21 protein-coding genes are annotated in these 23,804 nt (G+C 64.5%); 9 read left to right on the top strand and 12 right to left on the bottom strand.

Features of this window, described 5'->3' with window-relative positions; translation table 11 throughout:
* Positions 1-3: 3 nt before the first annotated feature.
* The 4 genes from bioC to bioB form a co-directional block, all read right to left on the bottom strand.
* Positions 4-876 carry a malonyl-ACP O-methyltransferase BioC gene (bioC, locus tag ACN8M7_RS23960; RefSeq protein WP_490262389.1) on the bottom strand — a complete coding sequence of 291 codons (873 nt, stop codon included), beginning with the start codon at positions 874-876 and terminating at the stop codon, positions 4-6.
* Positions 869-1,597 carry an alpha/beta fold hydrolase gene (locus tag ACN8M7_RS23955; RefSeq protein WP_490262388.1) on the bottom strand — a complete coding sequence of 243 codons (729 nt, stop codon included), beginning with the start codon at positions 1,595-1,597 and terminating at the stop codon, positions 869-871. The genes bioC and ACN8M7_RS23955 overlap by 8 nt, the downstream gene beginning before the upstream one ends.
* Entirely contained in the window at positions 1,590-2,759 is a 1,170-nt protein-coding gene (gene bioF / locus ACN8M7_RS23950; protein ID WP_490262387.1) for an 8-amino-7-oxononanoate synthase, read from the bottom strand. The genes ACN8M7_RS23955 and bioF overlap by 8 nt, the downstream gene beginning before the upstream one ends.
* Before the next feature lie 105 nt (positions 2,760-2,864).
* Positions 2,865-3,923, bottom strand: coding sequence for a biotin synthase BioB (bioB, locus tag ACN8M7_RS23945; protein WP_490262386.1), 1,059 nt, complete (start codon positions 3,921-3,923; stop codon positions 2,865-2,867).
* Between the two features lie 196 nt (positions 3,924-4,119).
* Here bioB and ACN8M7_RS23940 point away from each other — a divergent pair, with 196 nt between their 5' ends.
* The 4 genes from ACN8M7_RS23940 to ACN8M7_RS23925 all read left to right on the top strand — a co-directional run bounded on the left by ACN8M7_RS23940 (position 4,120) and on the right by ACN8M7_RS23925 (position 7,110).
* Complete coding sequence (locus ACN8M7_RS23940) at positions 4,120-4,413, top strand: hypothetical protein (RefSeq protein WP_490262385.1); 294 nt, start codon at positions 4,120-4,122, stop codon at positions 4,411-4,413.
* Positions 4,414-4,483: 70 nt separating this feature from the next.
* Positions 4,484-5,224, top strand: a complete 741-nt coding sequence (locus tag ACN8M7_RS23935; protein ID WP_490262384.1) for a ComFC family protein — start codon at positions 4,484-4,486, stop codon at positions 5,222-5,224.
* A 61-nt stretch (positions 5,225-5,285) separates the two neighbouring features.
* Positions 5,286-6,050, top strand: a complete 765-nt coding sequence (locus ACN8M7_RS23930; RefSeq protein ID WP_490262383.1) for a TOBE domain-containing protein — start codon at positions 5,286-5,288, stop codon at positions 6,048-6,050.
* An 85-nt stretch (positions 6,051-6,135) separates the two neighbouring features.
* The gene (locus ACN8M7_RS23925) at positions 6,136-7,110 is read left to right on the top strand and encodes a serine/threonine protein kinase (RefSeq protein ID WP_490262382.1); all 975 of its coding nucleotides are present in this window, start codon (positions 6,136-6,138) and stop codon (positions 7,108-7,110) included.
* A gap of 66 nt (positions 7,111-7,176) precedes the next feature.
* Here the strand turns inward: ACN8M7_RS23925 and ACN8M7_RS23920 are convergent, their stop codons facing one another.
* Entirely contained in the window at positions 7,177-7,539 is a 363-nt protein-coding gene (locus ACN8M7_RS23920) for a hypothetical protein (protein ID WP_490262381.1), read from the bottom strand.
* A 132-nt stretch (positions 7,540-7,671) separates the two neighbouring features.
* Here ACN8M7_RS23920 and rarD point away from each other — a divergent pair, with 132 nt between their 5' ends.
* Positions 7,672-8,565 (top strand): EamA family transporter RarD, encoded by an 894-nt coding sequence (rarD, locus tag ACN8M7_RS23915; protein WP_490262380.1) that lies wholly within the window; start codon positions 7,672-7,674, stop codon positions 8,563-8,565.
* 250 nt (positions 8,566-8,815) lie between these two features.
* On the opposite strand, the gene ACN8M7_RS23910 is transcribed toward rarD, so the two are convergent.
* Complete coding sequence (locus tag ACN8M7_RS23910; protein WP_061242747.1) at positions 8,816-9,334, bottom strand: glycine cleavage system transcriptional repressor; 519 nt, start codon at positions 9,332-9,334, stop codon at positions 8,816-8,818.
* A 34-nt stretch (positions 9,335-9,368) separates the two neighbouring features.
* On the bottom strand, positions 9,369-9,818 hold the full coding sequence (locus tag ACN8M7_RS23905; protein WP_490262379.1) for a GNAT family N-acetyltransferase: 450 nt from the start codon (positions 9,816-9,818) through the stop codon (positions 9,369-9,371).
* A gap of 302 nt (positions 9,819-10,120) precedes the next feature.
* Here ACN8M7_RS23905 and ACN8M7_RS23900 point away from each other — a divergent pair, with 302 nt between their 5' ends.
* A complete protein-coding gene (locus ACN8M7_RS23900; RefSeq protein WP_490262378.1) occupies positions 10,121-12,298 on the top strand; it encodes a malate synthase G in 2,178 nt (725 codons plus the stop codon).
* A gap of 57 nt (positions 12,299-12,355) precedes the next feature.
* Here ACN8M7_RS23900 and ACN8M7_RS23895 read toward each other — a convergent pair whose 3' ends face one another.
* Complete coding sequence (locus ACN8M7_RS23895) at positions 12,356-14,419, bottom strand: LTA synthase family protein (RefSeq protein ID WP_490262377.1); 2,064 nt, start codon at positions 14,417-14,419, stop codon at positions 12,356-12,358.
* A gap of 165 nt (positions 14,420-14,584) precedes the next feature.
* On the opposite strand from ACN8M7_RS23895, the gene ACN8M7_RS23890 reads away from it, so the two are divergent.
* Positions 14,585-16,516, top strand: a complete 1,932-nt coding sequence (locus ACN8M7_RS23890; RefSeq protein WP_061242756.1) for a putative nucleotidyltransferase substrate binding domain-containing protein — start codon at positions 14,585-14,587, stop codon at positions 16,514-16,516.
* On the top strand, positions 16,513-17,214 hold the full coding sequence (locus tag ACN8M7_RS23885) for a 3'-5' exonuclease (RefSeq protein ID WP_490262376.1): 702 nt from the start codon (positions 16,513-16,515) through the stop codon (positions 17,212-17,214). The genes ACN8M7_RS23890 and ACN8M7_RS23885 overlap by 4 nt, the downstream gene beginning before the upstream one ends.
* Positions 17,215-17,262: 48 nt before the next feature.
* Here ACN8M7_RS23885 and trhP read toward each other — a convergent pair whose 3' ends face one another.
* From trhP to ACN8M7_RS23865, 4 genes are all read right to left on the bottom strand, one after another.
* Complete coding sequence (trhP, locus tag ACN8M7_RS23880; RefSeq protein WP_490262375.1) at positions 17,263-18,570, bottom strand: prephenate-dependent tRNA uridine(34) hydroxylase TrhP; 1,308 nt, start codon at positions 18,568-18,570, stop codon at positions 17,263-17,265.
* A gap of 153 nt (positions 18,571-18,723) precedes the next feature.
* Entirely contained in the window at positions 18,724-19,230 is a 507-nt protein-coding gene (locus ACN8M7_RS23875) for a hypothetical protein (RefSeq protein WP_490262374.1), read from the bottom strand.
* Between the two features lie 91 nt (positions 19,231-19,321).
* Positions 19,322-21,091 carry a sodium:solute symporter family protein gene (locus tag ACN8M7_RS23870; protein WP_061242765.1) on the bottom strand — a complete coding sequence of 590 codons (1,770 nt, stop codon included), beginning with the start codon at positions 21,089-21,091 and terminating at the stop codon, positions 19,322-19,324.
* Between the two features lie 5 nt (positions 21,092-21,096).
* Positions 21,097-21,357 (bottom strand): DUF4212 domain-containing protein, encoded by a 261-nt coding sequence (locus ACN8M7_RS23865; RefSeq protein ID WP_061242767.1) that lies wholly within the window; start codon positions 21,355-21,357, stop codon positions 21,097-21,099.
* Between the two features lie 247 nt (positions 21,358-21,604).
* On the opposite strand from ACN8M7_RS23865, the gene ACN8M7_RS23860 reads away from it, so the two are divergent.
* The gene (locus ACN8M7_RS23860) at positions 21,605-23,740 is read left to right on the top strand and encodes a TonB-dependent siderophore receptor (RefSeq protein ID WP_490262373.1); all 2,136 of its coding nucleotides are present in this window, start codon (positions 21,605-21,607) and stop codon (positions 23,738-23,740) included.
* Positions 23,741-23,804 lie beyond the last annotated feature (64 nt).

Here is a 23,804-nt window from a genome sequence, read left to right as displayed (position 1 = left end):
CAGTCAGTACGCGCCCAGCGGCTTCTGCAGCACGCCATATACCACCTGATAGGTGGCCGGCAGCCCCTGCGGCTGGCGAAACTGCTCGTAGGCCTCGATCAGCGCGCGAATGCGCGCGCGCCCGGTCAGACCCCCCGGGCGGCCAGGGTTGAGATTGTGCGCGCCGAGGTCCTTGAGCGAAGTGGTCAGGCTGCGCAGGTCAGGGAAGTGCAGCGTTTCGGCCTGGCGCTGCACAGCCAGCACCTGCAGAGCACTGGCCGTGCAGATCTGCTGGTAGTCCTCGAAACGACGAAAACGATTGACGTGGACCAGGCCGTCGACCACCTGCCAGCTGTCACGCAACTCCTGCAACGTACCGACGCACAGGCTGGAGAACGCCAATACGCCACCGGGGCGCAACACCCGCCGCGCTTCGCTCAGCACGCGCGGGAAATCTGCACACCATTGCAGCGCCAGACTGGAGAACAGCAGGTCGACACTGGCGTCCTGCAACGGCAGGGCTTCGGCATCGCCGGCAATGAAATACGCAGCGCCACCCAGCGGACTGGCGTGACGCAGCATGCCTTCGGCGATGTCCACCGCCAGCCCTTCGCACTGTGCATAACGTTCGGCCAGGGCACGGGTGAAATGGCCCGTGCCGCTGCCCAGATCCAGCCAGCGACGGGGCTGCAGCGAAGCCGGCAGGCGCGCCAGCAACTGCGTGCCGACGCTGCGCTGCAGCTCGGCCACCGCATCGTAGCTCGCGGCCGCGCGGGAGAACGACGCAGCGACCTGGCGCTTGTCCGGCAAGGCGTAGGGAGTTGCCGGACCGCCAGGGCCGCGCGTATCGGGTTCGGCACGCTCATGGGCGCTGCACAGGCTACGCAGCTCAGACATCACAGGCCTCGCGGATGAAATCGAGCATCAGGGTCGCCACGACGTCCGCCTGCTCGCGCACGAAGGCGTGGCCGCAGGCTTCCAGCACATCCACCTCACCCGTTGGCAGCAGCGCCAGCAGCGCGTCGCCAGCCGCAGCCGGCACCAGGCCGTCGTGCTCGGCCAGCAGGTGCAGCTGCGGCCCGGCGAACGTAGTCAGCGCAGCGCGATTGTCGAGGCTCGCCAGCAGACGCAATCCGGCCAGCAGAGCAGGCTCCTCAGCGGCCGCCAGATGGCCTTGCAGCTGCCGTGACAGACCACGCGCATCGGCACCGCCCTGGGCACAGAGCATGGCAAAACGTTTGAGCGTAGCGCTGGCGTTGTCCTGGCAGCCATCATAGAAGGCTGCGTAGGTCTGCGCCGGCATCGCCGCCGGCCAGGTCTCGCTGGCAACGAAACAGGCGTTGCTGGCCAGGGTGATCAGGCCCCGACAGCGCTCGCCACGACGTGCAGCCAGGGCAGCGGCGAGCATGCCGCCAAGTGACCAGCCGGCCAGCCAGCAGTCATGCGGCAAGCGCGTATCCAGCTCGTCGAGCCAATCGGCTGCAGCCGCACTGCCCAGTCGCGGAAGTGCCGGCACCTGCACCTGGACCTGCATGCCAGGGTTCAGAGCCGCGGCCAGGGGTTGCAGCACGGCGCCGTCCAGGCCCCAGCCTGGCAGCAGAATCAGCGTCTCACGCATCGTCCTGCACCTGCGGCCAGCACTCGGCCAGCGCCTCGAGCAACAGTTCGAGCTGCGCCTCGCTGTGCGCGGCAGACAACGTCACCCGCAAGCGGGCACTGCCCGCCGGCACGGTCGGCGGGCGGATGGCACCGACCAGCAGACCGCGATCCTTGAGCAGTGCCGACAATTTGAGCGCACGGGCACTGTCGCCGACCAGGATCGGCTGAATCGGCGTGGGACTGTCCATCAGGCTCAGGCCGATTTCGGCAGCACCCTGACGAAAGCGGCCGATCAGCCACTGCAAGTGTTCGCGCCGCCAGCTTTCGCTGCGCAGCAATTCCAGGCTCTTCAATGTGGCGCAGGCCACGGCGGGCGGCTGGCTGGTGGTATAGATGTAGGGCCGGGCGAACTGGATCAGCGTTTCGATCAGCTCCTCGCTGCCGGCGACGAAAGCGCCGGCAGTGCCAAAGCCCTTGCCCAGCGTGCCGACCAGCACCTGCACATCATCCTGCCCCAGGCCGAAGTGCTCGACGATACCGCCCCCCGTCGCCCCCAGCGCGCCGAAGCCGTGGGCATCATCGACCATCACCCAGGCCTGCGCAGCACGCGCCTCGGCGCACAGGGCCGGCAGGTCGGCCAGGTCACCGTCCATGCTGAACACGCCGTCGGTGACCACCAGGCAGTTGCCCGCAGCCTTGCGCAGGCGATTGGCCAGGCTCACCGCATCGTTGTGCAGGTAGCGTGAGAAGCGCGCGCCAGACAGCAGGCCGGCGTCGAGCAGCGAGGCGTGGTTGAGGCGATCTTCCAGCACGTAGTCGCCGTGCCCCACCAGTGCGTTGACGGCAGCCAGGTTGGCCATGTAGCCGGTGGAGAACAGCAGCGCGCGCGGCCGGCCGGTGAACTCGGCCAGTGCTTCTTCAAGCTCATGGTGCGGCGTGCTGTGACCGATCACCAGATGCGAGGCGCCGCCGCCGACGCCCCACTTCTCAGCGCCCTGCTGCATGGCGCGAATCACCTCGGGGTGATTGGCCAGGCCGAGATAATCGTTGGAACAAAACGCCAGCAACTCATGCTCATCGACCCGCACCTGCGGCCCCTGCGGGGTCTGCAACAGCGGGCGCCGACGGTAGAGACTGGCCGCCTGGCGCTCGGCCAAGCGCGTAGCGAGATCGAAGGACATGGAAGGCACCGGAGAACGTTGGATAACCGCAAGCGGGTTAGCCACCCTACGCACGGCCTCGGCGGCGTAGGGTGGATAACGCTTCAGCCATCCACCAGGGAAAGATCAGGCCGAAGCGGCGTTGTAGAACAGCTTGGAATCACGCTGCTCGACCAGCGCCTGCTCGATGGCGGCCTGGTGCACCTCGTCTGCATGCTCTTCGCGCTCTTGCGGCTTGATACCGAGGCGTTTGAACAGGGCCATGTCCTTGTCCGCCTGCGGGTTGGCGGTGGTCAGCAGCTTCTCGCCGTAGAAGATCGAGTTGGCGCCAGCCATGAACGCCAGGGCCTGCATCTGCTCGTTCATCGCCTCGCGGCCAGCGGACAGGCGCACGTGGGATTTCGGCATCATGATCCGCGCCACGGCCAGGGTGCGGATGAAATCGAACGGATCGACGTCCTTCTCCTCGGCCAGCGGCGTGCCCTTGACCTTGACCAGCATGTTGATCGGTACGCTCTCCGGATGCTCCGGCAGATTGGCCAGCTGAATCAGCAGGCCGGCGCGGTCGTCCACCGACTCGCCCATGCCGAGGATGCCGCCGGAGCAGATCTTCATCCCCGCCTCACGCACGTAGGCCAGGGTCTGCAGGCGCTCGCCGTAGGTACGGGTGGTGATGATGTTGCCGTAGAACTCCGGCGAGGTATCGAGGTTGTGGTTGTAGTAGTCCAGGCCTGCGTCGGCCAGTGCCTGGGTCTGCTCCTGGTCGAGGCGACCGAGGGTCATGCAGGTTTCCAGGCCGAGTTTTTTCACGCCTTTGACCATTTCCAGCACGTAGGGCATGTCCTTGGCGGACGGGTGCTTCCAGGCCGCGCCCATGCAGAAGCGCGTGGAACCGATGGCCTTGGCGTCAGCGGCCGCCTCCAGCACCTTCTGCACCTCCATCAGCTTTTCCTTGTCCAGGCCGGTGTTGTAGTGGCCGGACTGCGGGCAGTACTTGCAGTCTTCGGGGCAGGCGCCGGTCTTGATCGACAGCAGGGTCGAGACCTGTACGCGGTTCGGGTCGAAATGCTGGCGATGGACGCTCTGCGCCTGGAACAGCAGGTCGTTGAAAGGCTGCTCGAACAGCGCGCGAACCTCGGCGAGGCTCCAGTCGTGGCGGGTGGTGATTTCAGCGGTTGCGCTCATCTGAGAAGTCCTTCGACGCTTGGCGGCATCTGTTGTCAGGCCCACAGGGGGCATTCAGGCTTTGGCCATCATAAGTGGCGATTGGATGCTGTCAACCACAACAAAGACACAGGTTTACATCTGATCATAAATCATCCAATAGAACTTATGTCATGGCATAAGGCCAAATGCTTACCCCTCCAACAGGATGTTCTGCATGCAGGTAGAAGGTTTTTTCGAAGGACTCGGCGAAGCGCTGGGCCGTGCCATCCGTTTCATCGTCGATTTGCTGTCCGGCGTGCTGGGCGCCATGGCGGACGCCATTGATGACTTTCTCCATGGCCTGGCCAGGGCCATCGGCATGGACGTTTCGATCTTCAGCATCATCCTGCTGATCATCGGTCTGCTGTTTCTGTTCAGTGGCGCTCGATCGCTGCTGCGCGGCTCGATCATCGGCGGGGTGATCTGGCTGTTCTTCGGTCTGATCGTCATGGGCTGGCTGATCCGCTGAGACCGACTAGAGGCCCGCGGCAGATTCTGCCTGCTAAGCTTCAGGCACCACCGCTCATGGACGAGCCAGCATGCCGCCGTTCGACCTCTCCTTTCTGCAACGCCTGCCGTGGCTGCGAACGCACCGCCGTTGCCAGCTTTGCGACGATCCGACGGACCACCCCACACACGCGATCTGCACCGCCTGCGAGGCCGAACTGCCGTGGCTCGGTGCACATTGCCAGGTCTGCGCCGTGCCATTGCCGGCAGCGGGCATGATCTGCGGCGCCTGCCAGCACAAGCCGCCGAGCTTCAGCCGCGTGGAAGCGCCCTGGCGCTATGCCTTCCCCGTGGACAACCTGATCACCCGCTTCAAGCACCAGGCGCAATGGCCACAGGGGCGTCTGCTCGCCGAGCTGCTGGCCGAACATCTGCGCCACGCGTTCGATGAAGGACTACCCCGACCCCAGGCGCTGCTGCCGGTGCCGCTGGCTCGCAAGCGCCAGCGGCGGCGCGGTTTCAATCAGGCGCAGATGCTCGCCGACTGGCTCGGCGCCAGCCTCGATCTGCCGGTGCAACCTGACTGGCTGCTGCGCCGCGTCGATACGCCAGCGCAGCAGGGCCTGGATGCGGCAACGCGCAAACGCAACCTGCGCCAGGCCTTCAGCCTTGAACTGCAAGCCAGGGTCAGCGGCGCCCACCTGGCGTTGGTCGACGATGTGCTCACCACCGGCGCCACGGCAGGCGTACTCGCCCACCTGCTGCGTCGTGCCGGCGCGCTGCGCGTCGACGTCTATTGCCTGGCCCGCACGCCACGGCCGGGCGATGGCTGACTTGACGCGCCAGGCGCAGTCGCGCACCTTGCCCGGCATCCTTCCTGGCCATGCCTGAATCATGTCGCAGCTCGATCCCCTCGCCCAATTGCTCAGCCGCCGTCCGAAACGCCTGGCCCTGCTCGAGCAGATCGCCGAACAAGGCTCCATCACCCGCGCCGCCAAGGCAGCAGGGCTGAGCTACAAGGCCGCCTGGGACGCCATCGACGAGTTGAATAATCTGTCGGAGCAGCCCCTGGTCAGCCGCAGCGTCGGCGGCAAGGGCGGCGGCGGTGCACGCCTGACCGAGGCCGGTGAGCGCCTGCTGGCCTTGCAGCAACGCCTGCAGGCGCTACAGGTGCAGCTGCTGCAGGCCGCCGGAGACGATGCCGACCTGCAACTGCTTGGTCGCCTGATGCTGCGTACCAGCGCGCGAAACCAACTGACCGGCCGCGTGCGCGCGATTCACGCCCACGGACACAACGACCTGATCGATATCGAACTGCCGGGCGGCGGCCACCTGCAGGCGCAGATCACCCATGACAGCACCGAGAACCTGCAACTGAGCGAAGGCAGCAGCGTGGTCGCCCTGATCAAGGCTGGCTGGCTGGAGCTGCAGCCACTGCAGGCTGCCCTCCCTGAAAAACATAACGCTCTCGAAGGCCGCATCGAACAGATTCTGCCGGCCAGCGACGGCCCCAGCGACGTACGCATCGGCCTGCCCGGTGGCCAGACCCTGTGCGCGCATATCGAGCCCGCACGACTGACTCAGCTGAACCTGCAAACGGGCGACCCGGTGCGTGCGCAGTTCGCCGCCAGCCAGGTATTGCTCGGCACTCAGCTATAGCGTGTGTGCACGGCAACCCGGGTTACGCCCGCCCTAGGCCTCGCACAAGTCGGTAGACTGAGCGCCCCCTCTCGCGGAGCTGTTCATGAGCCATCCTTTTTCCACCCTCACTCCGGATCTGGTGCTCGATGCCGTGGAGAGCCTCGGCTATCTCAGCGACGCCCGCGTATTGGCCCTCAACAGCTACGAGAACCGCGTCTATCAGGTGGGGATCGAGGGCGAAACGCCGCTGATCGCCAAGTTCTACCGACCGGATCGCTGGAGCGATGCGGCGATCCGCGAGGAACACAGCTTCAGCGCCGAACTGGCCGAGCATGAAGTCCCGGTGGTGGCGCCGCTGGTACGCGATGGCGAGACGCTGTTCGAGCACGGTGGCTTCCGCTTTGCCCTGTTCCCGCGCCGGGGCGGCCGTGCGCCGGAGCCGGGCAACCTCGACCAGCTGTACCGCCTTGGCCAGTTGCTCGGGCGCATGCACGCCATCGGCGCCAGCCGCCCCTTCCTGCACCGCGAGACCCTGGCGGTGGCCAACTTCGGGCATGCGGCCCTGGCCTCCCTGCTCGACGGCGGCTTCGTACCGCGCAGCCTGCTGCCAGCCTACGAGTCGGTAGCACGCGACCTGCTCAAACGCCTCGACGAGTTGTTCGCGCGCGTGCGCTACCAGCCGATTCGCCTGCATGGCGATTGTCACCCCGGCAACCTGTTGCACCGCGACGACGCCTTCCACATGGTCGATCTCGATGACTGCCGCATGGGGCCGGCCGTACAGGACCTGTGGATGATGCTCGCCGGCGAACGCCATGAACGCCTCGGCCAGCTGGCCGAGCTGGTCGATGGCTATCAGGAATTCCATGACTTCGCCGCCCGCGAGCTGCCGTTGATCGAAGGCCTGCGCGCCCTGCGCCTGATGCACCACAGCGCCTGGATTGCACGGCGCTGGGACGATCCGGCGTTCCCCCTGGCCTTCCCCTGGTTTGCCGGCGAGCGCTACTGGGGCGACCAGATTCTTGCTCTACGCGAACAACTTGCTGCGCTGGATGAAGAGCCGCTGCGCCTGTTCTGAGGGGCGTGCGAGTGAAGCCGACACCGCAGCTCCCGGATTGCATCCGGGCTACGCGACTGCGCGCGATCATTGGGGCTTGAAGCTTACGCGGCTGAAGCGCAGTGCCGCCCAGCCGCTCCTGCAGGTATTCACCTGCCCGGTAGGAGCGGCTTCAGCCGCGATGCTTTCCGTTCCAGGCCCCCGGATTAGATCCGGGCTACTCGCCGACTGCATCAACCCCGCCAACCGATACAGTTGCGCATACCTCGTAAAGTTTTCCTTACGACTTCGCCAGCGCTTCGGTATACAAAAAAACTGAACGAACAGACAAGCCTGGGACCAGAGCGCTAGAATTTCGCGACAACCGTTAGCAAGCTGTTGAAAAACCACCTGCGTTGTCATTGCTGCGTTAAAAACAGGCTCCTGCGCGAGTCCGATCAGAATGCTCACTTACAACGCCTAAAGTCGAACGCGCCCCCCGGTCGTTTCTCGCCTGTTCTTGCAGGGCCGCCATCGGTGTTGCGCCGGCTGCCTCGCCTACGTTTTTCAACGGTTCGCCACCTGCCTAACCAAGGATTCTCGATGGCTACCGCCAACCCGCAACGCGGGTACGTTCTGGGCCTTACCGCCTACATCATCTGGGGCCTGTTCCCGCTCTACTTCAAAGCCCTGCAGAGCGTGCCAGCGATGGAAATCATCGTGCATCGCGTGCTCTGGTCGGCCCTGTTCGGCGGCCTGCTTTTGCTCGTCTGGAAGCACCCAGGCTGGTGGCGCGAACTGTGCGAAAACCCCAAACGCCTGGCAGTACTGGCCGGCTGCGGCCTGCTGATCGCAACCAACTGGCTGGTATACGTCTGGGCGGTAAACAACGACCGCATGCTCGAAGCCAGCCTGGGCTACTACATCAACCCGTTGATCAACGTATTGCTCGGGCTGCTGATCCTTGGTGAGCGCCTGCGTCGCTTGCAGTGGGTGGCCGTTGGCCTGGCTGCGCTGGGTGTGCTGCAGCAACTGTGGCAGGCCGGCAGCCTGCCCTGGGTGTCGCTGGTGCTGGCGCTGAGCTTCGGCTTCTACGGCTTGATCCGCAAACAGGCGCCCGTGGCTGCGCTGCCCGGGCTGGTGGTGGAGACCTGGCTGCTGGTGCCGGTGGCATTGGTCTGGCTGGCCCTGCACCCGACGGCGATGAGCAGCCAGGCGAGCTTCTGGACCAGCAGCGAAGCACTGTGGTTGGCGGCAGCCGGGCCGATCACCCTGGTTCCGCTGGTGTGCTTCAACGCCGCGGCGCGGCATCTGCCCTACACCACGCTGGGTTTTCTGCAGTACCTGGCACCGACCCTGGTGCTGCTGCAGGCCGTCCTGTTGTTCGATGAACATTTCTCGCCCAGCACCCTGCTGGCCTTCGCCTGCATCTGGGCCGGGCTTTTTGTATACAGCCTGGATATCTGGCTGAATCTGCGCAAACGCTCGACGCTGTAAACGGCTGGTGCGCCATGCGCACCGGCGTAAAGAAGGCGCTGAGCAGAAAATGCTCAACCATGCCCAGGCCGCGTCAGCCCTGAGGCAGCACCCGTCACCCCCGGCTTATCCACAGATCCATCCCCGGCATTTGTGCACAAGCCCTTGATCCCGCTGATTTTTTGCTCAGATATGGAAAAGCCCCGGGGCACTAGGCAGTGCGCCGGGGCTCCCAGCTTACTCACAGGCTGATCCACGCATACGGTGGATATCAGTCCTCGGCGCGCAGATTCAGCTCCACCATCAGATCATCGGCCAGGGTTTCCAGACGCGCCTGCAGCTGCTCCAGGGCCAAGGTCTCCGGCACGGCCAGCAGCGCTTCGGCGGTGAACAGCAACTCGCCGCTCATCGGCGCTGGTGACACCTCGGTGAGCAGGCTCTCCAGATTGACGCCCTGCTCTGCCAGCACACGGGTGATGTCGCGAACGATGCCCGGCCGATCATTACCCACCAGCTCCAGGCGAATCGCGGTGAAGCGCCCACCCGGCTCACTGCCACTGGCCGCCAGCTGTACACGAATGCCCTGCGCGCTGAGGGCTTCGAGTTCCTTGATCAGGCCGCCATGGGCCTCGGCCGGCACATCCACTCGCACGATCCCGGCGAACTGCCCGGCCATGCGCGCCATGCGACTCTCCAGCCAGTTGCCGCCATGATTCGCGACACAGCCGGCCAGACGCTCGACCAGGCCGGCTTGGTCCTCGGCAATCACCGTCAGTACCAGATGATCCATGTACTACCTCACTCGTTCACAGGGTTCGAAAAGGTCAGCCGCGTAGCGACAACCAATAGGTGAAGAACTGTTCGTCACGCACGTAACCAAGTCGTTCATAAAGGCTCTGGCCGGCCAGGTTGGTTTTCGCCGTTTCCAGCTGCAGACCGCAGGCGCCGGCCGCCTCGGCATGCGCGCGAGCGGCATTCATCAACGCCTCGCCAATGCCTGAGCGGCGCGCGTTTTCGTCGACATACAGATCACTGAGCAGCCAGGCCGGTTCCAGCGCCAACGACGACTGAAACGGATAGAGCTGTACGAACCCCTGGGCGGCGCCCTGCTCGTCTCGGGCGATGAACAGCTGCGAATCCCCGCGTTGCAGGCGTTGCTCGAGGAAGGTGGCAATGTCCGCCTCCTCCCTCGGCACCTGATAGAAACGCAGATAGCCGGCGAACAGACGAGTGAGATCAGCGAGGTCGGCAGCAACAACAGCGGATACCGTCATGACAGGCTCCAGGATGGCTGAAAGGCAGTATAGGCGAGGCGGCGTAGGCCATATCGCGGCGTTTGTCAGCAGCCAAATCAATTAATCGTGTACGTTTTTACGTATTTTATGGAACAATAGCGAACTTTTTTGAACACACAGCGTGCTTTATGTGACCGCAAATAGTCTTTTGGTCGCAGACTGACGCAACCCCGCTGCATTTCCCCAGGATCTTGATGTAGTATGCCGCGCTTTGGACTACAAGACGGAAAACCCGTCCCAAAGCGGCTATTGAGTAGAGCTCAGAGAGAGTGAGGCAAGTGATGACTGAACGCGTTCAAGTCGGCGGCCTGCAGGTCGCCAAAGCCCTGTACGACTTCGTGAACAACGAAGCCATTCCCGGTACCGGCCTCGCTGCCGACAAGTTCTGGGCCGGTGCCGCTGCGGTCATCAAGGACCTGGCACCGAAGAACCGTGCCCTGCTGGCCAAGCGCGACGAGCTGCAGGCGCAGATCGATGCCTGGCACCAGGCGCGCAAGGGTCAGGCTCATGACGCGGCTGCCTACAAAGCCTTCCTGCAGGAGATCGGTTATCTGCTGCCGGAGCCACAGGACTTCCAGGCCACCACCGCCAACGTGGACGAAGAGATCGCCCGCCTGGCCGGCCCGCAGCTGGTGGTGCCGGTGATGAACGCGCGCTTCGCTCTGAACGCTTCCAACGCCCGCTGGGGCTCGCTGTACGACGCGCTGTACGGCACCGACGTGATCAGCGAAGAGGGTGGCGCCGAGAAGGGCAAGGGCTACAACAAGGTACGTGGCGACAAGGTCATCGCCTTCGCCCGCGCCTTCCTCGACGAAGCCGCGCCGCTGGCTGCCGGCTCGCACGTCGACTCTACCGGCTATGCCATCGTCGACGGCCGCCTGGTCATCGCCCTCAAGGGTGGCAGCAACAGCGGCCTGCTTGACGACGCGCAACTGGTCGGCTTCCAGGGCGAGGCCAACGCGCCGATCGCCGTGCTGCTCAAGCACAACGGCCTGCACTTCGAGATTCAGATCGACGCCTCCAGCCCCATCGGCAGCACCGACGCCGCTGGCGTGAAGGACGTGCTGATGGAAGCCGCGCTGACCACCATCATGGACTGCGAAGACTCCGTCGCCGCCGTCGATGCCGACGACAAGGTCGTGGTCTACAAGAACTGGTTGGGCCTGATGAAAGGCGATCTGGCCGAGCAAGTGTCCAAGGGCGGCCAGACCTTCACCCGCACCATGAACCCGGATCGCGTCTACACCCGCCCGGACGGCTCCGAGCTGACCCTACACGGCCGCAGCCTGCTGTTCATCCGTAACGTCGGCCACCTGATGACCAACCCGGCCATCCTCGACGCCGAAGGCAACGAGATTCCCGAGGGTATCCAGGACGCGCTGTTCACCAGCCTGATCGCGGTGCACAACCTTAACGGCAACACCAGCCGCAAGAACACCCGCACCGGCAGCGTCTACATCGTCAAGCCGAAGATGCACGGCCCGGAAGAAGTCGCCTTCACCAGCGAAATCTTCGCCCGCGTCGAGGATGTGCTGGGCCTGGCCCGCAACACCCTGAAAGTCGGCATCATGGACGAAGAGCGCCGCACCACCGTCAACCTCAAGGCGTGCATCAAGGCCGCCAGCGAGCGCGTGGTGTTCATCAACACCGGCTTCCTCGACCGCACCGGTGACGAGATCCACACCTCCATGGAAGCCGGCGCCGTGGTGCGCAAGGCCGCCATGAAGAGCGAAGCCTGGATCGGCGCCTACGAGAACAACAACGTCGACGTCGGCCTGGCTACCGGCCTGCAGGGCCGCGCGCAGATCGGCAAGGGCATGTGGGCCATGCCCGACCTGATGGCCGCCATGCTCGAGCAGAAGATCGCCCACCCGCTGTCCGGCGCCAACACCGCCTGGGTCCCGTCGCCGACCGCCGCCACCCTGCACGCCCTGCACTACCACAAGGTCGACGTGTTCGCCCGTCAGGCCGAACTGGCCAAGCGCACCCCGGCTTCGGTGGACGATATCCTGACCATTCCGCTAGCCAAGGATACTAACTGGAGCGAAGAGGAAATCCGCAACGAGCTGGACAACAACTCGCAAGGCATCCTCGGCTATGTGGTGCGCTGGATCGACCAGGGCGTCGGCTGCTCCAAGGTGCCGGACATCAACGATGTCGGCCTGATGGAAGACCGCGCCACCCTGCGCATCTCCAGCCAGCTGCTGGCCAACTGGCTGCGCCACGGCATCGTCAGCGAAGCGCAGGTGGTCGAAAGCCTCAAGCGCATGGCGCCGGTGGTGGATCGTCAGAACGCCGGCGATGCGCTGTACCGCCCGATGGCCCCGGACTTCGACAGCAACGTCGCCTTCCAGGCCGCGCTGGAGCTGGTGGTCGAAGGCAGCAAGCAGCCCAACGGCTACACCGAGCCGGTGCTGCACCGCCGCCGCCGCGAGTTCAAAGCCAAGAACGGCCTGTAACTCGCCAATGAAAAAACCGCCTCATCGAGGCGGTTTTTTTATGCCCGGCGCCTGCCCTCAGTGGCTGCCCGCGGCCTGCCGCGCATGCGCGCCCGTGGTGTTGTTGATCAGGCTGTCAGTGGCGGTCTGCTCGAATGCCGAGAGCTTGTGCTCCAGCTCGCTGCGCAGTTGCGCGTCATCGATCATCTCGCCGCCGGCATCGCGCCCCAGCCAGTAACGGTACAGATGCGCGTCGCGATCACGCGGCTTGACCAGGATGTGCTCGCCACTGACCAGGGCCACGGTCGGATCGCTGCCCGACGGTTTGATCACCGCCACACCGGCATCGTCTTGCGGCAGGCTGAGCAGGTCACGGCCCCAGCATTGCTGCTGGGTCGGCTCGCCCAGACGACCCATGATGGTCGGCACCACGTCGATCTGGCTGCCGACGATATCGCGGCTGTTGCCGAAGGTTTCCTGCACGCCGGGGCCAATCATCAGCAGCGGAATGCTGAAGCGCGACAGGTCCATCTCGGTGATCTGCTCGTCGTTGCCGAAGCCATGATCACCCAGAATCACGAACAGGGTGTCCTTGAAGTAGGGCTCCTGGCGCGCCTTGGCGAAGAACTGGCCGAGCGCCCAGTCGGCGTAGCGCATGGCGGTCAGGTGCTCGTCCAGCGAGCCGTGGCCGGTGACGCGCTCCACCGGCAGGTTCTCCGGCAGCGCATAGGGCGTGTGGTTGGACAGGGTCTGCAGCAGCGCATAGAAGGGCTTGCCCTGCTTGTCCAGGCTGGCCAGCTCGGTGGCCGCGCGGTCGAACATGTCCTGATCGGACACGCCCCAGGTCGGGTCGATGAACACCGGATCGACGAAGTCCTCACGACCGACGAAGTTGCGCATGCCCTGGTTGGCGAAGAAGCCTGACTGGTTGTCCCAGGCGAAACTGCCGTTGTAGACGTAGACGTCATCGTAGCCACGGGCGCTGAGTTGCTGCGGCAGCCCGGAGAACTGGTGGCCGCCCTCGGGCATGCGCATCAGGTACTCGAACCCTGGCAGGTTGGGGAAGCAGGCCATGGTGGCGAACATGCCCTGGTGGGTATGGGTGCCGTTGGAGAAGACGTGCTGGAACAGCAGGCCCTGCTTGGCCAGGGCGTCGAAGTTGGGGGTGATGCCGTCGGCATTGCCCATCGCGCCGATGTAGCGGCCGGCCATGCTCTCCATGAGGATCACCACCACGTTGCGCACCTGCGGCAGACGCCCGGCGGCCGGTGGCGTGGTGATACGGCGGATCGCCGCCTGGTCGGCGTCGATCAGGCGATCACTCGGCGTCAGCAGCAGCGTGCGCGTCGCCTGCAGCGCCTCGGCATCCGGCAGCGTTGCCTTCCAGCGGTTGTCGCCCTGGTCGGAGAAGAAGTAGCTGGCGGCGCTTACCAGGGTCAGGGTGCCATTGAGACCGAGGTGGTTGGCGAACATCGACTCGGTGGTATAGGCATCGCCCCAGCGCAGCGGCGGGCCGGAGCGCAAGGTGCCACGCGCCGCCACCACGCTGACCAGCAGCACCACCACGAACACCGCGGTACGTGCCGGCCAGTGCGGTGCCTGCGCATTGCCCTTGGCCCGCGTGGCGCGCTCAATGCGGCGGAACAGCCAGGCCAGCAGCGCCGTGGCCAATGCCCAGGCCAGCAGCAGGCGCAGCACCGGAAAACCATTCCAGATCATGCTCGACACCGTGCCCAGGTCTTCCTGCATGTACTGGAACACCAGGCTGTTCAGGCGCTGGTGGAATTCGCGATAGAAGTTCAGCTCGGCCACGGCGAAGAACAGGCAGAGACTGGTGGCGACCGTCAGCCAGGCCACATGCAGGCGCCGCGCGCGCATCGCCGTGACGCTGAGCAATGACAGCGTCAGAGGAATGCACAGGTAGACGATCAGACGCAGGTCGAAGCGCGCGCCGTTGCAGAAGGCCTCGACGAAGGTACTGGCTGGCGTGTTGGCGATCAGCGCGTGGTTGTAGGCCAGCAGCCCCAGGCGGGCCAGGGCGAACAGCAGCAGCATGCACAGTGCGCTGCCGAGGATGAAAGCCAGGTGACTAGCAACACTGACCTGCGCCGCCTTGCGGGCGGCTGGTACGGATGACTGCATGGATATGCCTTGCTCTTTACGAAATAGGAGGGCCGGAGCAGTCTGCCTGGGTACAGGTCAAAATTTCGTCAAATGTCCGCTCCATGCACCCTACTTAGGTGCAATGGGCAACGCGGCCAGCCACAGACACACTGACAATATCCCGAAACTGCGAGGCGCAAGCCCATGAGCAAGGCCGACGCGATGGCCGACGCGGGCAAGACTGCGGTGCTTCAGAACATCCACGGCACCATGGAGTTCCTGCAGAAGTTCCCGCCTTTCAACCAGATGGACACCGCTCACCTGGCGTTTCTGGTCGAGCACTGTCAGCTGCGTTTCTATGCCGAGGGCGACTCGATCATCAAGCCCAGCGATGGCCCGGTCGAGCATTTCTATATCGTCAAACAGGGCCGCGTACACGGCGAACGCCCGCACAGCGCGAGGCGCGGCACCGAGACCACCTTCGAGATCACCGCCGGCGAGTGCTTCCCCCTGGCCGCGCTGATCGGCGAGCGCGCCACGCGCACCGAACACCTGGCCGCCGAAGACACCTTCTGCCTGCTGCTGAGCAAGCTCGCCTTCGTCAAGCTGTTCGCCGTCTCCAACCCGCTGCGCGACTTCGCCCTGCGCGGGGTCAGCAGCCTGCTCGATCAGGTCAACCAGCAGGTGCAGCTGCGCGCGGTGGAAACCCTCGGCGCGCAATACTCGCTGGACACCCGCCTGGGCGAACTGGCCATGCGCCAACCCGTTGGCTGTGCACCGGACACGCCAGTGCGCGACGCCGTGCGGCTGATGCACGAACAGCATGTGGGCAGCATCGCGGTACTCGATGCGGCCGACAAACCGCTGGGCATCTTCACCTTGCGCGACCTGCGCCGGGTGGTGGCCGATGGTATCGACCTGACCCAGCCGATCGACAACCTGATGACGCGCAACCCCTTCCATCTGCCACCGGATGCCAGCGCCTTCGACGCCGCCATCGCCATGACCGAGCGGCATATCGCCCACGTCTGCCTGGTGCAGAACGAGAAGCTCTGCGGGGTGATTTCCGAGCGCGACCTGTTCAGCCTGCAGCGCGTCGACCTGGTGCACCTGGCGCGTACCATTCGCCACGCCGGCAAGGTCGAGACCCTGGCCGGGCTGCGCAGCGACATCCGCCTGCTGGTCGATCGCATGCTCGCCCACGGCGCCAGCTCGACGCAGATCACCCATATCGTCACCCTGCTCAACGACCACACGGTATCCCGGGTGATCGAGCTGACGCTCGAGCAACTGGGCGATCCGGGCATCCCCTTCACCTGGCTGTGCTTCGGCAGCGAAGGCCGCCGCGAGCAGACCCTGCACACCGACCAGGACAACGGCATCCTCTTCGAGGCCGCGAACGCCAGCGAAGCCGCCGCCATCCGCGAGCGCCTGCTGCCAATTGCCCGCGAGATCAACCAGCGCCTGGCGCAGTGCGGCTTCACCCTGTGCAAGGGCAACATCATGGCCGGCAACCCCGAGCTGTGCCTGTCGCGTCAGGAATGGTCGCGGCGCTTCGCCGGTTTCGTGCTCGAGGCGACCCCAGAGAACCTGCTGGGCTCGTCGATCTACTTCGACCTGCGCACCATCTGGGGCCCTCACGAAGGCTGCGAGCAACTGCGCGAAGAGCTGCTTGGCCGGGTTGCCAGCAACAGCCTGTTCCAGAAGATGCTGGCCGAGAACGCCTTGCGTCAGCGACCACCGGTCGGGCGTTTCCGCGATTTCGTGGTGGCGCGCTCCGGCGCCGACAAGGACACCCTCGACCTCAAGGTGCAAGGCCTGACGCCTTTCGTCGATGGCGCGCGCCTGCTGGCACTGGCCAATGGCGTCCGCGCCGTCGGCACCCTCGAACGCCTGCGCGCACTGATCGGCAAAGGCGTGATCGATGCGCTGGATGGCGCCGCCTACGAAGAGGCCTACCATTTCATTCAGCAGACGCGCATGCAGCAACATCAATTGCAGGCGCGCGATGAGCTGCCCTACTCCAATCGGGTCGATCCCGACCACCTCAACCACCTGGACCGGCGCATTCTGCGCGAGTCGTTCCGCCAGGCGCAGCGCCTGCAGAGCAGCCTGGCCATGAGGTATCAGCTATGAGCAAGTTCACCTGGTTCAGCGGCCGCGGCCCGGCTCTGACCCAGCAGCAGTTGCAACGCCGCCAGGCGCTGAGCGCGCCAGCAGCGTTCGACGAGCGCCCGTTGCATCAGCAGCGCTTCGTCGTCCTCGACCTGGAAACCACCGGCCTGAACATGCGCCGCGATCAGGTGCTGGCCATCGGCGCGGTGGTGATCGACAACGGCGCCATCGACTTCGCCGAACAGTTCGAATGCACCCTGTGCCGTGCCGATCACCAGGCCAGCGCCAGCACCCTGATTCACGGCATAGCCCCCAGCGCAGTGGCGCGTGGCGTCGATCCGGCCGAGGCCTTGCTGGATTTCATGGAGTTCGTCGGCAGCAGCCCGCTGCTGGCCTTCCATGCCGGCTTCGACCAGCGCATGCTGGCCCGCGCCCTCAAGCAGAGCCTGGGTTATCGCCTGCAGCACAGCTTCTTCGACGTCGCCGAAATCGCCCCGCTGCTCTGCCCGCAGGCACGCGTGCGGCGGGGCGGGCTGGATGAGTGGATCGCCGAATTCGGCCTGCAGGTGCACCAGCGCCATCATGCCAGCGCCGATGCCCTGGTCACCGCCGAACTGACGCTGATGCTGATGAGCAAGGCGCGCCGCCAGGGCATCGACAGCCTCGGCGAGCTGGAGCGTCAGCTGGCCAGCCGGCGCCGCCGCCAGCACGCCATGTGAGCAGACGCCCCTGGTGGATGAGTGAAGCGTCATCCACCCTACCGAAGCCTACAGATCGCGCATCAGCAGACCGTATTCCGGCGACACATCCGCCGGCAGCGGCAGATACAGGACGTGGCCGTCACCCGGCGCCACCTGTTGCGCCTGGCCCCGGGCGTTCTGCAGTTGCGCCAGGGTGAAGCGCAGGTTGCCTTGCGGGGTCATCAGCTCCAGGCCGTCGCCAACGGCGAAGCGATTCTTCACCCGCACCTCGACCAGCTCGCCACGGCGCTCGCCGGTCAGCTCACCGACGAACTGCTGGCGCTCCGCAAGCGAGCTGCCGCGCTCGTAGTTCTGGTATTCGTCATGCACATGGCGGCGCAGAAAACCCTCGGTGTAGCCACGGTGAGCCAGTGATTCGAGGCTGCCCAGCAGGCTCGCATCGAAGGGTTTGCCTGCCAGCGCGTCATCGATGGCGCGGCGATAGACCTGCGCGGTGCGCGCCACGTAGAAATGACTCTTGGTGCGCCCCTCGATCTTCAGCGAGTGCACGCCCATGCGCACCAGGCGCTCGACATGCTGCACCGCACGCAGGTCCTTGGAGTTCATGATGTAGGTGCCGTGCTCGTCCTCGAAGGCCGCCATTTCCTCACCCGGACGCCCCGCCTCTTCGAGGACGAATGCCTGAGTCGTCGGCGCGCCCTGACCGAGAGTCGGATCGACCAGGCGCACGATCTGGCCCAGTTCGTTCTCGGCAGCCGGTGTCGCCTGGTACTGCCAGCGACAGGCATTGGTACAGGTGCCCTGGTTCGGGTCGCGGCGATTGATGTAGCCCGACAGCAGACAGCGACCGGAATAGGCCATGCACAGCGCACCGTGGACGAACACCTCCAGCTCCATGTCCGGCACCTGGGTACAAATTTCCTCGATCTCCTCCAACGACAGCTCGCGCGACAGGATCACCCGCGTCAGCCCCTGGCGCCGCCAGAACTCGACACTGGCCCAGTTCACCGCATTGGCCTGCACCGACAGGTGAATCGGCATGTCAGGGAAATGTTCGCGCACCAGCATGATCAGCCCCGGATCGGACATGATCAGCGCGTCCGGGGCCATCTCGATCACCGGCGCCAGGTCCTTGAGAAAGGTCTTCAGCTTGGCGTTGTGCGGGGCGATGTTGACCACCACATAGAACTGCTTGCCCTGCGCGTGGGCCTCGCCGATACCGAGGGCCAGGTTGGCATGGTCGAACTCGTTGTTGCGCACGCGCAGGCTGTAACGCGGCTGCCCGGCATACACCGCATCGGCGCCGTAGGCGAAGGCGTAGCGCATGTTCTTCAGGGTGCCGGCCGGCGACAGCAGTTCGGGAAAACGGGGCATGACCGCACGCTCGAAAAATCAGGGGCTGGCGATTCTATGCAGGTGGCGGGGGTGGGTATTGATCTGCGTCTATGAGGCGCCCAAAAAGCGCCCGGACCAGCAATGGTGCGCCAGGCGCACCATTGTTCCAGCACTCAGCGTGAGGGCTGCCGGTCAGCGACAGACCTGACGGTACAGCGCGTCATCCTTGTCGATGCGTTTGAGCTGAGCCACCTGCGGCTGCTGCTTGTCGTCCAGCGGCAGCAACTCGGCGGTGGTGCAGTTGAGCAGATGCGCCTGATGCGAAACGTGGTCGACGTGCTGCTTCTCGAAACGGTAGAGCATGAATTCGGCCACTTGTGCATCCGCCACCTGCTTACGCACGACGCTCTTGCTGTCGAGCACGGTGAAGGCGGTGACCATCGGCACGAAGTAGCTCCACGGGCGCCAGAACACATGACCCGCTTCGGTCGCGACCACGACCGACTCCTGGGGCTGACGCGCCAGCTGATGCTCGAACCAGGAGTACTCGTAGAACACCTGATACCCCAGCATCCCCAGGCCACCGAACAGTGGCACGATCCACCTCGGCAGCTTGTTACGCGTCAGTTTGCGCAGCAGCAGAGCGATACCGGCAGCGCCGAGCCCCGATACCACGATGGCAAGCAAAGTCCACAACATAAGGCGGTTCCCGAAAAAAGACGGGCCTCCAGTGGAGGCCCGTCTGTCAGACCCTGGACCATCGACTGATGGTGTCAGGCCAGGATTATGCTCAGTGGCTCAGAGCGGCACCAGCACCTTTGGGGGTACGCACGCTTTCCACCAGGTCCTGGATTTCCTGCGGCGGTTCGGCGGTGACCATCGACACGGCGTAGGCCACGGCGAAGTTGATCAGCGCACCGACGGAACCGAAGGAAGCCGGGGAAATACCCATGAACCACTGGTCCGGGGTGTTGGCCAGCATGTTGGTGCCCGGAATGAAGAACCAGCCCAGGTAGGTGAAGATGTACACCAGGGTGATGGCCAGACCGGCGATCATGCCGCAGATCGCGCCCTTGTCGTTCATCCGCTTGGAGAAGATCCCCATCATCAGCACCGGGAACAGCGACGCTGCCGCGATACCGAAGGCCAACGCCACCACCTGCGCGGCGAACCCTGGTGGATTCAAGCCCAGATAGGTCGCCAGCAGAATCGCGCAGGCCATCGATATTCGCGCCGCCCTCATCTCGTTCTTCTCGCTGATCTTCGGATTGATCAAGGTCTTGATCAGGTCATGACTGATGGCCGAAGAGATCGCCAGCAACAATCCCGCCGCCGTCGACAGCGCTGCCGCGATGGCACCGGCCGCGATCAGACCCACGACCCAGCCAGGCAGGTTGGCGATTTCCGGGTTGGCGAGAACCAGGATGTCGTTGTTGACGGTCAGCTCGTTACCGTTCCAGCCACGCTCCTGAGCGGTCGCGGTGAAGGCCGGTGCGGCATCGTTGTACATCTGGATGCGGCCGTCGCCGTTCTTGTCTTCCCACTTGATCAGACCGGTGGTTTCCCAGGTCTTGACCCACTCCGGACGCTCTTCATAGGACAGCGCCGGTGCCGAAGTACCTTCCGGGTAGATGGTGGTCATCAGGTTCAGGCGCGCCATCGAGGCCACGGCTGGAGCGGTGAGGTACAGCAGGGCGATGAAGATCAGCGTCCAACCAGCGGACCAGCGGGCATCGGCCACGCGCGGTACGGTGAAGAAGCGAATGATCACGTGCGGCAGACCGGCAGTACCGATCATCAGCGACATGGTGAACAGCACCATGTTCAGCTTGTTGTCGACATCCGCGGTGTAGGCCGCGAAGCCCAGATCACGCACCACGGCATCGAGTTTCTGCAGCAGCGGCAAGCCGGACTCGACATGGTCACCGAACAGGCCCAGCGGCGGAATCGGGTTACCGGTCAGCTGCAGGGAGATGAAGATGGCCGGGATGGTGTAGGCGATGATCAGTACCACGTACTGAGCGACCTGGGTGTAGGTGATGCCCTTCATGCCGCCGAATACGGCGTAGGCGAAGACCACGGCCGCGGCGATCCAGATACCGGTGGAGTTGCTCACTTCGAGGAAGCGCGAGAAGGCGACACCGGCACCGGCCATCTGACCGATCACGTAGGTCACGGAGATGATCACCAGGCAGATCACCGCAGTCAGGCGTGCGCCACGACTGTAGAAGCGATCACCGATGAAATCCGGCACGGTGAACTTGCCGAACTTGCGCAGGTAAGGCGCCAGCAACATCGCCAGCAGCACATAACCGCCGGTCCAGCCCATAAGGAAGGTGGAGTTGGCATAACCGCCGGCGGCGATCAGGCCCGCCATGGAAATGAAGGAGGCTGCGGACATCCAGTCAGCGGCCGTCGCCATGCCGTTGGTGACCGGATGCACACCACCGCCGGCGACGTAGAACTCCTTGGTGGAGCCGGCACGCGCCCAGATGGCGATGCCGATGTAGAGCGCGAAGGACGCCCCCACGAACAACATGTTGATTGCGAATTGGCTCATGACCACTACTCCTCGACGCCAAATTCTTTATCGAGTTTGTTCAGTCTCCACGCGTAGTGAAAAATGAGCCCGATGAAGAAGAGGATTGAGCCTTGCTGCGCGAACCAGAATCCGAGGTCGGAACCGCCGACGGCGATTCCAGCGACCATCGGACGCAGGATCATGGCGAACCCGTAGGAAACCAGCGCCCAGACGATCAGGCTCCAGGTGATGAGCCGCACGTTGGCCTTCCAATAGGCCGCGGCATTTGCTTTTTCAGAAGTCATAGACGCCTCCGGTTATTGTTATTCTGATGCACCTTCAAGCTAGCAGCAGGCCAGCACTCGCCGACAGATAGACATTGGTAGTAGCCGCATCGCGACGTGCCGGGCAGTGAGTGCAAAGGCTGAAAACCATAGAAGAAAAATGGCGACGTTCAGGGCCACCCCCGCAACAAGAATGCATTTGATAATGATTATCTAAAACACTAGAATCCCGGGCCCTCACCTACCATCCGCCCCAAGGATTCACGCCATGCGACGCCTGGTCGTACCGCTTCTCACCCTTCCTGCTCTCGCCAGTCACAGCGCCTTCGCCAGCAGCACCCACGAAACGCCGCTGGCCCTCGAGGAAATGCAGATCACCGCCCCGAGCGAGCGGGCCGACGGCCCAGTGGATGGCTACCGGGCAAGCCGCTCCGCCAGTGCCACCCGCACCGACACGCCGATTCACGAGATCCCGCAGTCGATCAGTGTGGTGCCGGAGCAGGTGGTGCAGGACATCGGCGCGGTACGCCTGGAAGATGCACTCGACTACGCCGGCGGCGTGGAGCGCGGTAACAACTTCGGCGGCCAGGGCCTGACCGAGTTTCTGATTCGCGGTTTCAACAGCCAGGAGTTCTACCGCAACGGTTTCGCGGTGAACCGCGGCTACCCCAACATGCCCGACGCCAGCACCATCGAGCGCCTCGAAGTGCTGCGCGGCCCGGCGGCGATGCTCTATGGCCGCAGCGACCCCGGCGGCACCTTCAATATCGTCAGCAAGCAGCCGCAGGCCGAACGCCGCACCGTGCTGGGCAGCCAGGTCAACAGTGAAGGCCTGCGTCGCGGCACGCTGGACACCACCGGGGCGCTGGATGAACAGGCCGATTTCACCTACCGCCTGAATCTGGTTGCCGAAGGTGGCGACAGCTTCCGCGACGACGTCGAGAGCGAGCGCTACAACGTCGCCCCGGTGCTGCGCTGGCAGCTCAATGAAGACACGGCCATCACCCTCGAGGGTGACTACCTGCACAACCGCCACCCGCTCGACCGCGGCGTGACCCGCTATGCCAACCAGCAGCACAAGCTGCCGCGTGATCGCTTCCTCGGCGAGGAGTCGGCCGGCAAGCTGACCAACGAGAACGCCACCACCCAACTGCGCATCGAGCACCTGCTCAATGACAGCTGGACCCTGCGTGGCGGCGTGCAGTATCTCGATGGCGAGATCTACGGCGGCGCCGTGGAAAACAACAGCAACAGCTACCGCGGCGGCCTGGCCGCTGGCAGCAGCGTCGTCGGGCGCAACTACAACGAACGCTGGCTGAACTGGAACGACGTCAACGCCCAGGTCAATGCCGAAGGCAACTTCGACCTCGGCGGCTTCGCCCACACCCTGCTGGTGGGCGTGGAATACGACAAGTTCAACTACAACTCGCTGATCATCCGTTCGCCGAACGACAACGCCTTCCCCATCGACCTGTACAACCCGGTGCATGGCCAGCCACTGCCGGCACTGACCCGCACCACCACGCACGACGCCGAGACGCTGAAGTCCTACGCCTTCTACCTGCAGGATCAGATCGCCCTGACCGAGCGCCTCAAGGCCCAGCTCGGCGCGCGCATCGAGCGTTTCGAGCAGAGCTACGTGGACAAGCTCAACGCCGGCGGCAACTGGGAGCAGGCGCACAACGCCGTCTCGCCGCGCTTCGGCCTGATCTATGACCTGACCGACGAACTGGCGGTGTTCGCCAACACCTCGCGCTCGTTCAAGCCCAACCGTGGCGCCGACCGTTTCGGCAGCGCCTTCGACCCGGAAAAAGGCGTCGCCCATGAACTCGGCATCAAGTACGACATGGCCGACCGCGACCTGAGCCTGACCGCGGCGCTGTTCCATATCGTCAAGGAGAACGTGCTGACCAGCGACCCGCTGGACACCACCCGCAGCGTCGCCGCTGGCGAAGTGCGCAGCCGTGGCTTCGATATCAATGTGGCCGGCAACATCACCCCGCAGTGGCGGGTGATCGGCGGCTATGCCTATGTCGACGCCGAAGTCACCGAAAGCACCAGCGCCACCATGCCGGTGGGCTCGCGCCTGGCCAACGTGCCGCGCCACAGCTTCAACCTGCTCGACACCTATGAGTTCGACAGCGGCGCACTGGCCGGTCTGGGCCTGGGCATCGGCCTGAAGTACGTCAGTCAGCGCCAGGGGCAGACCAGCAACGACACCTTCGACATGGACGGCTATGGCCTGGTCGACCTGCTGGCCTACTACCCACTGACCGAGAACGTGCGCCTCAATCTCAACCTGAACAACGTGTTCGACAAGCACTACGAAGAACGCGCCTGGAACGTCTGGTCCTACCCGGGCGAGCCGCGCACGCTGCAGGCGGGGATTTCGGTCAGCCTGTAAGCACGAGCACCAGGTGAACGCGGTTCACCCGGCTTGCTACCTCGTAGCCCGGATGCAATTCGAG

Source organism: Pseudomonas spartinae (assembly GCF_965197125.1).
Classification (GTDB): domain Bacteria; phylum Pseudomonadota; class Gammaproteobacteria; order Pseudomonadales; family Pseudomonadaceae; genus Aquipseudomonas; species Aquipseudomonas composti_A.
This window is presented reverse-complemented; position numbering and strand designations above follow the sequence as displayed.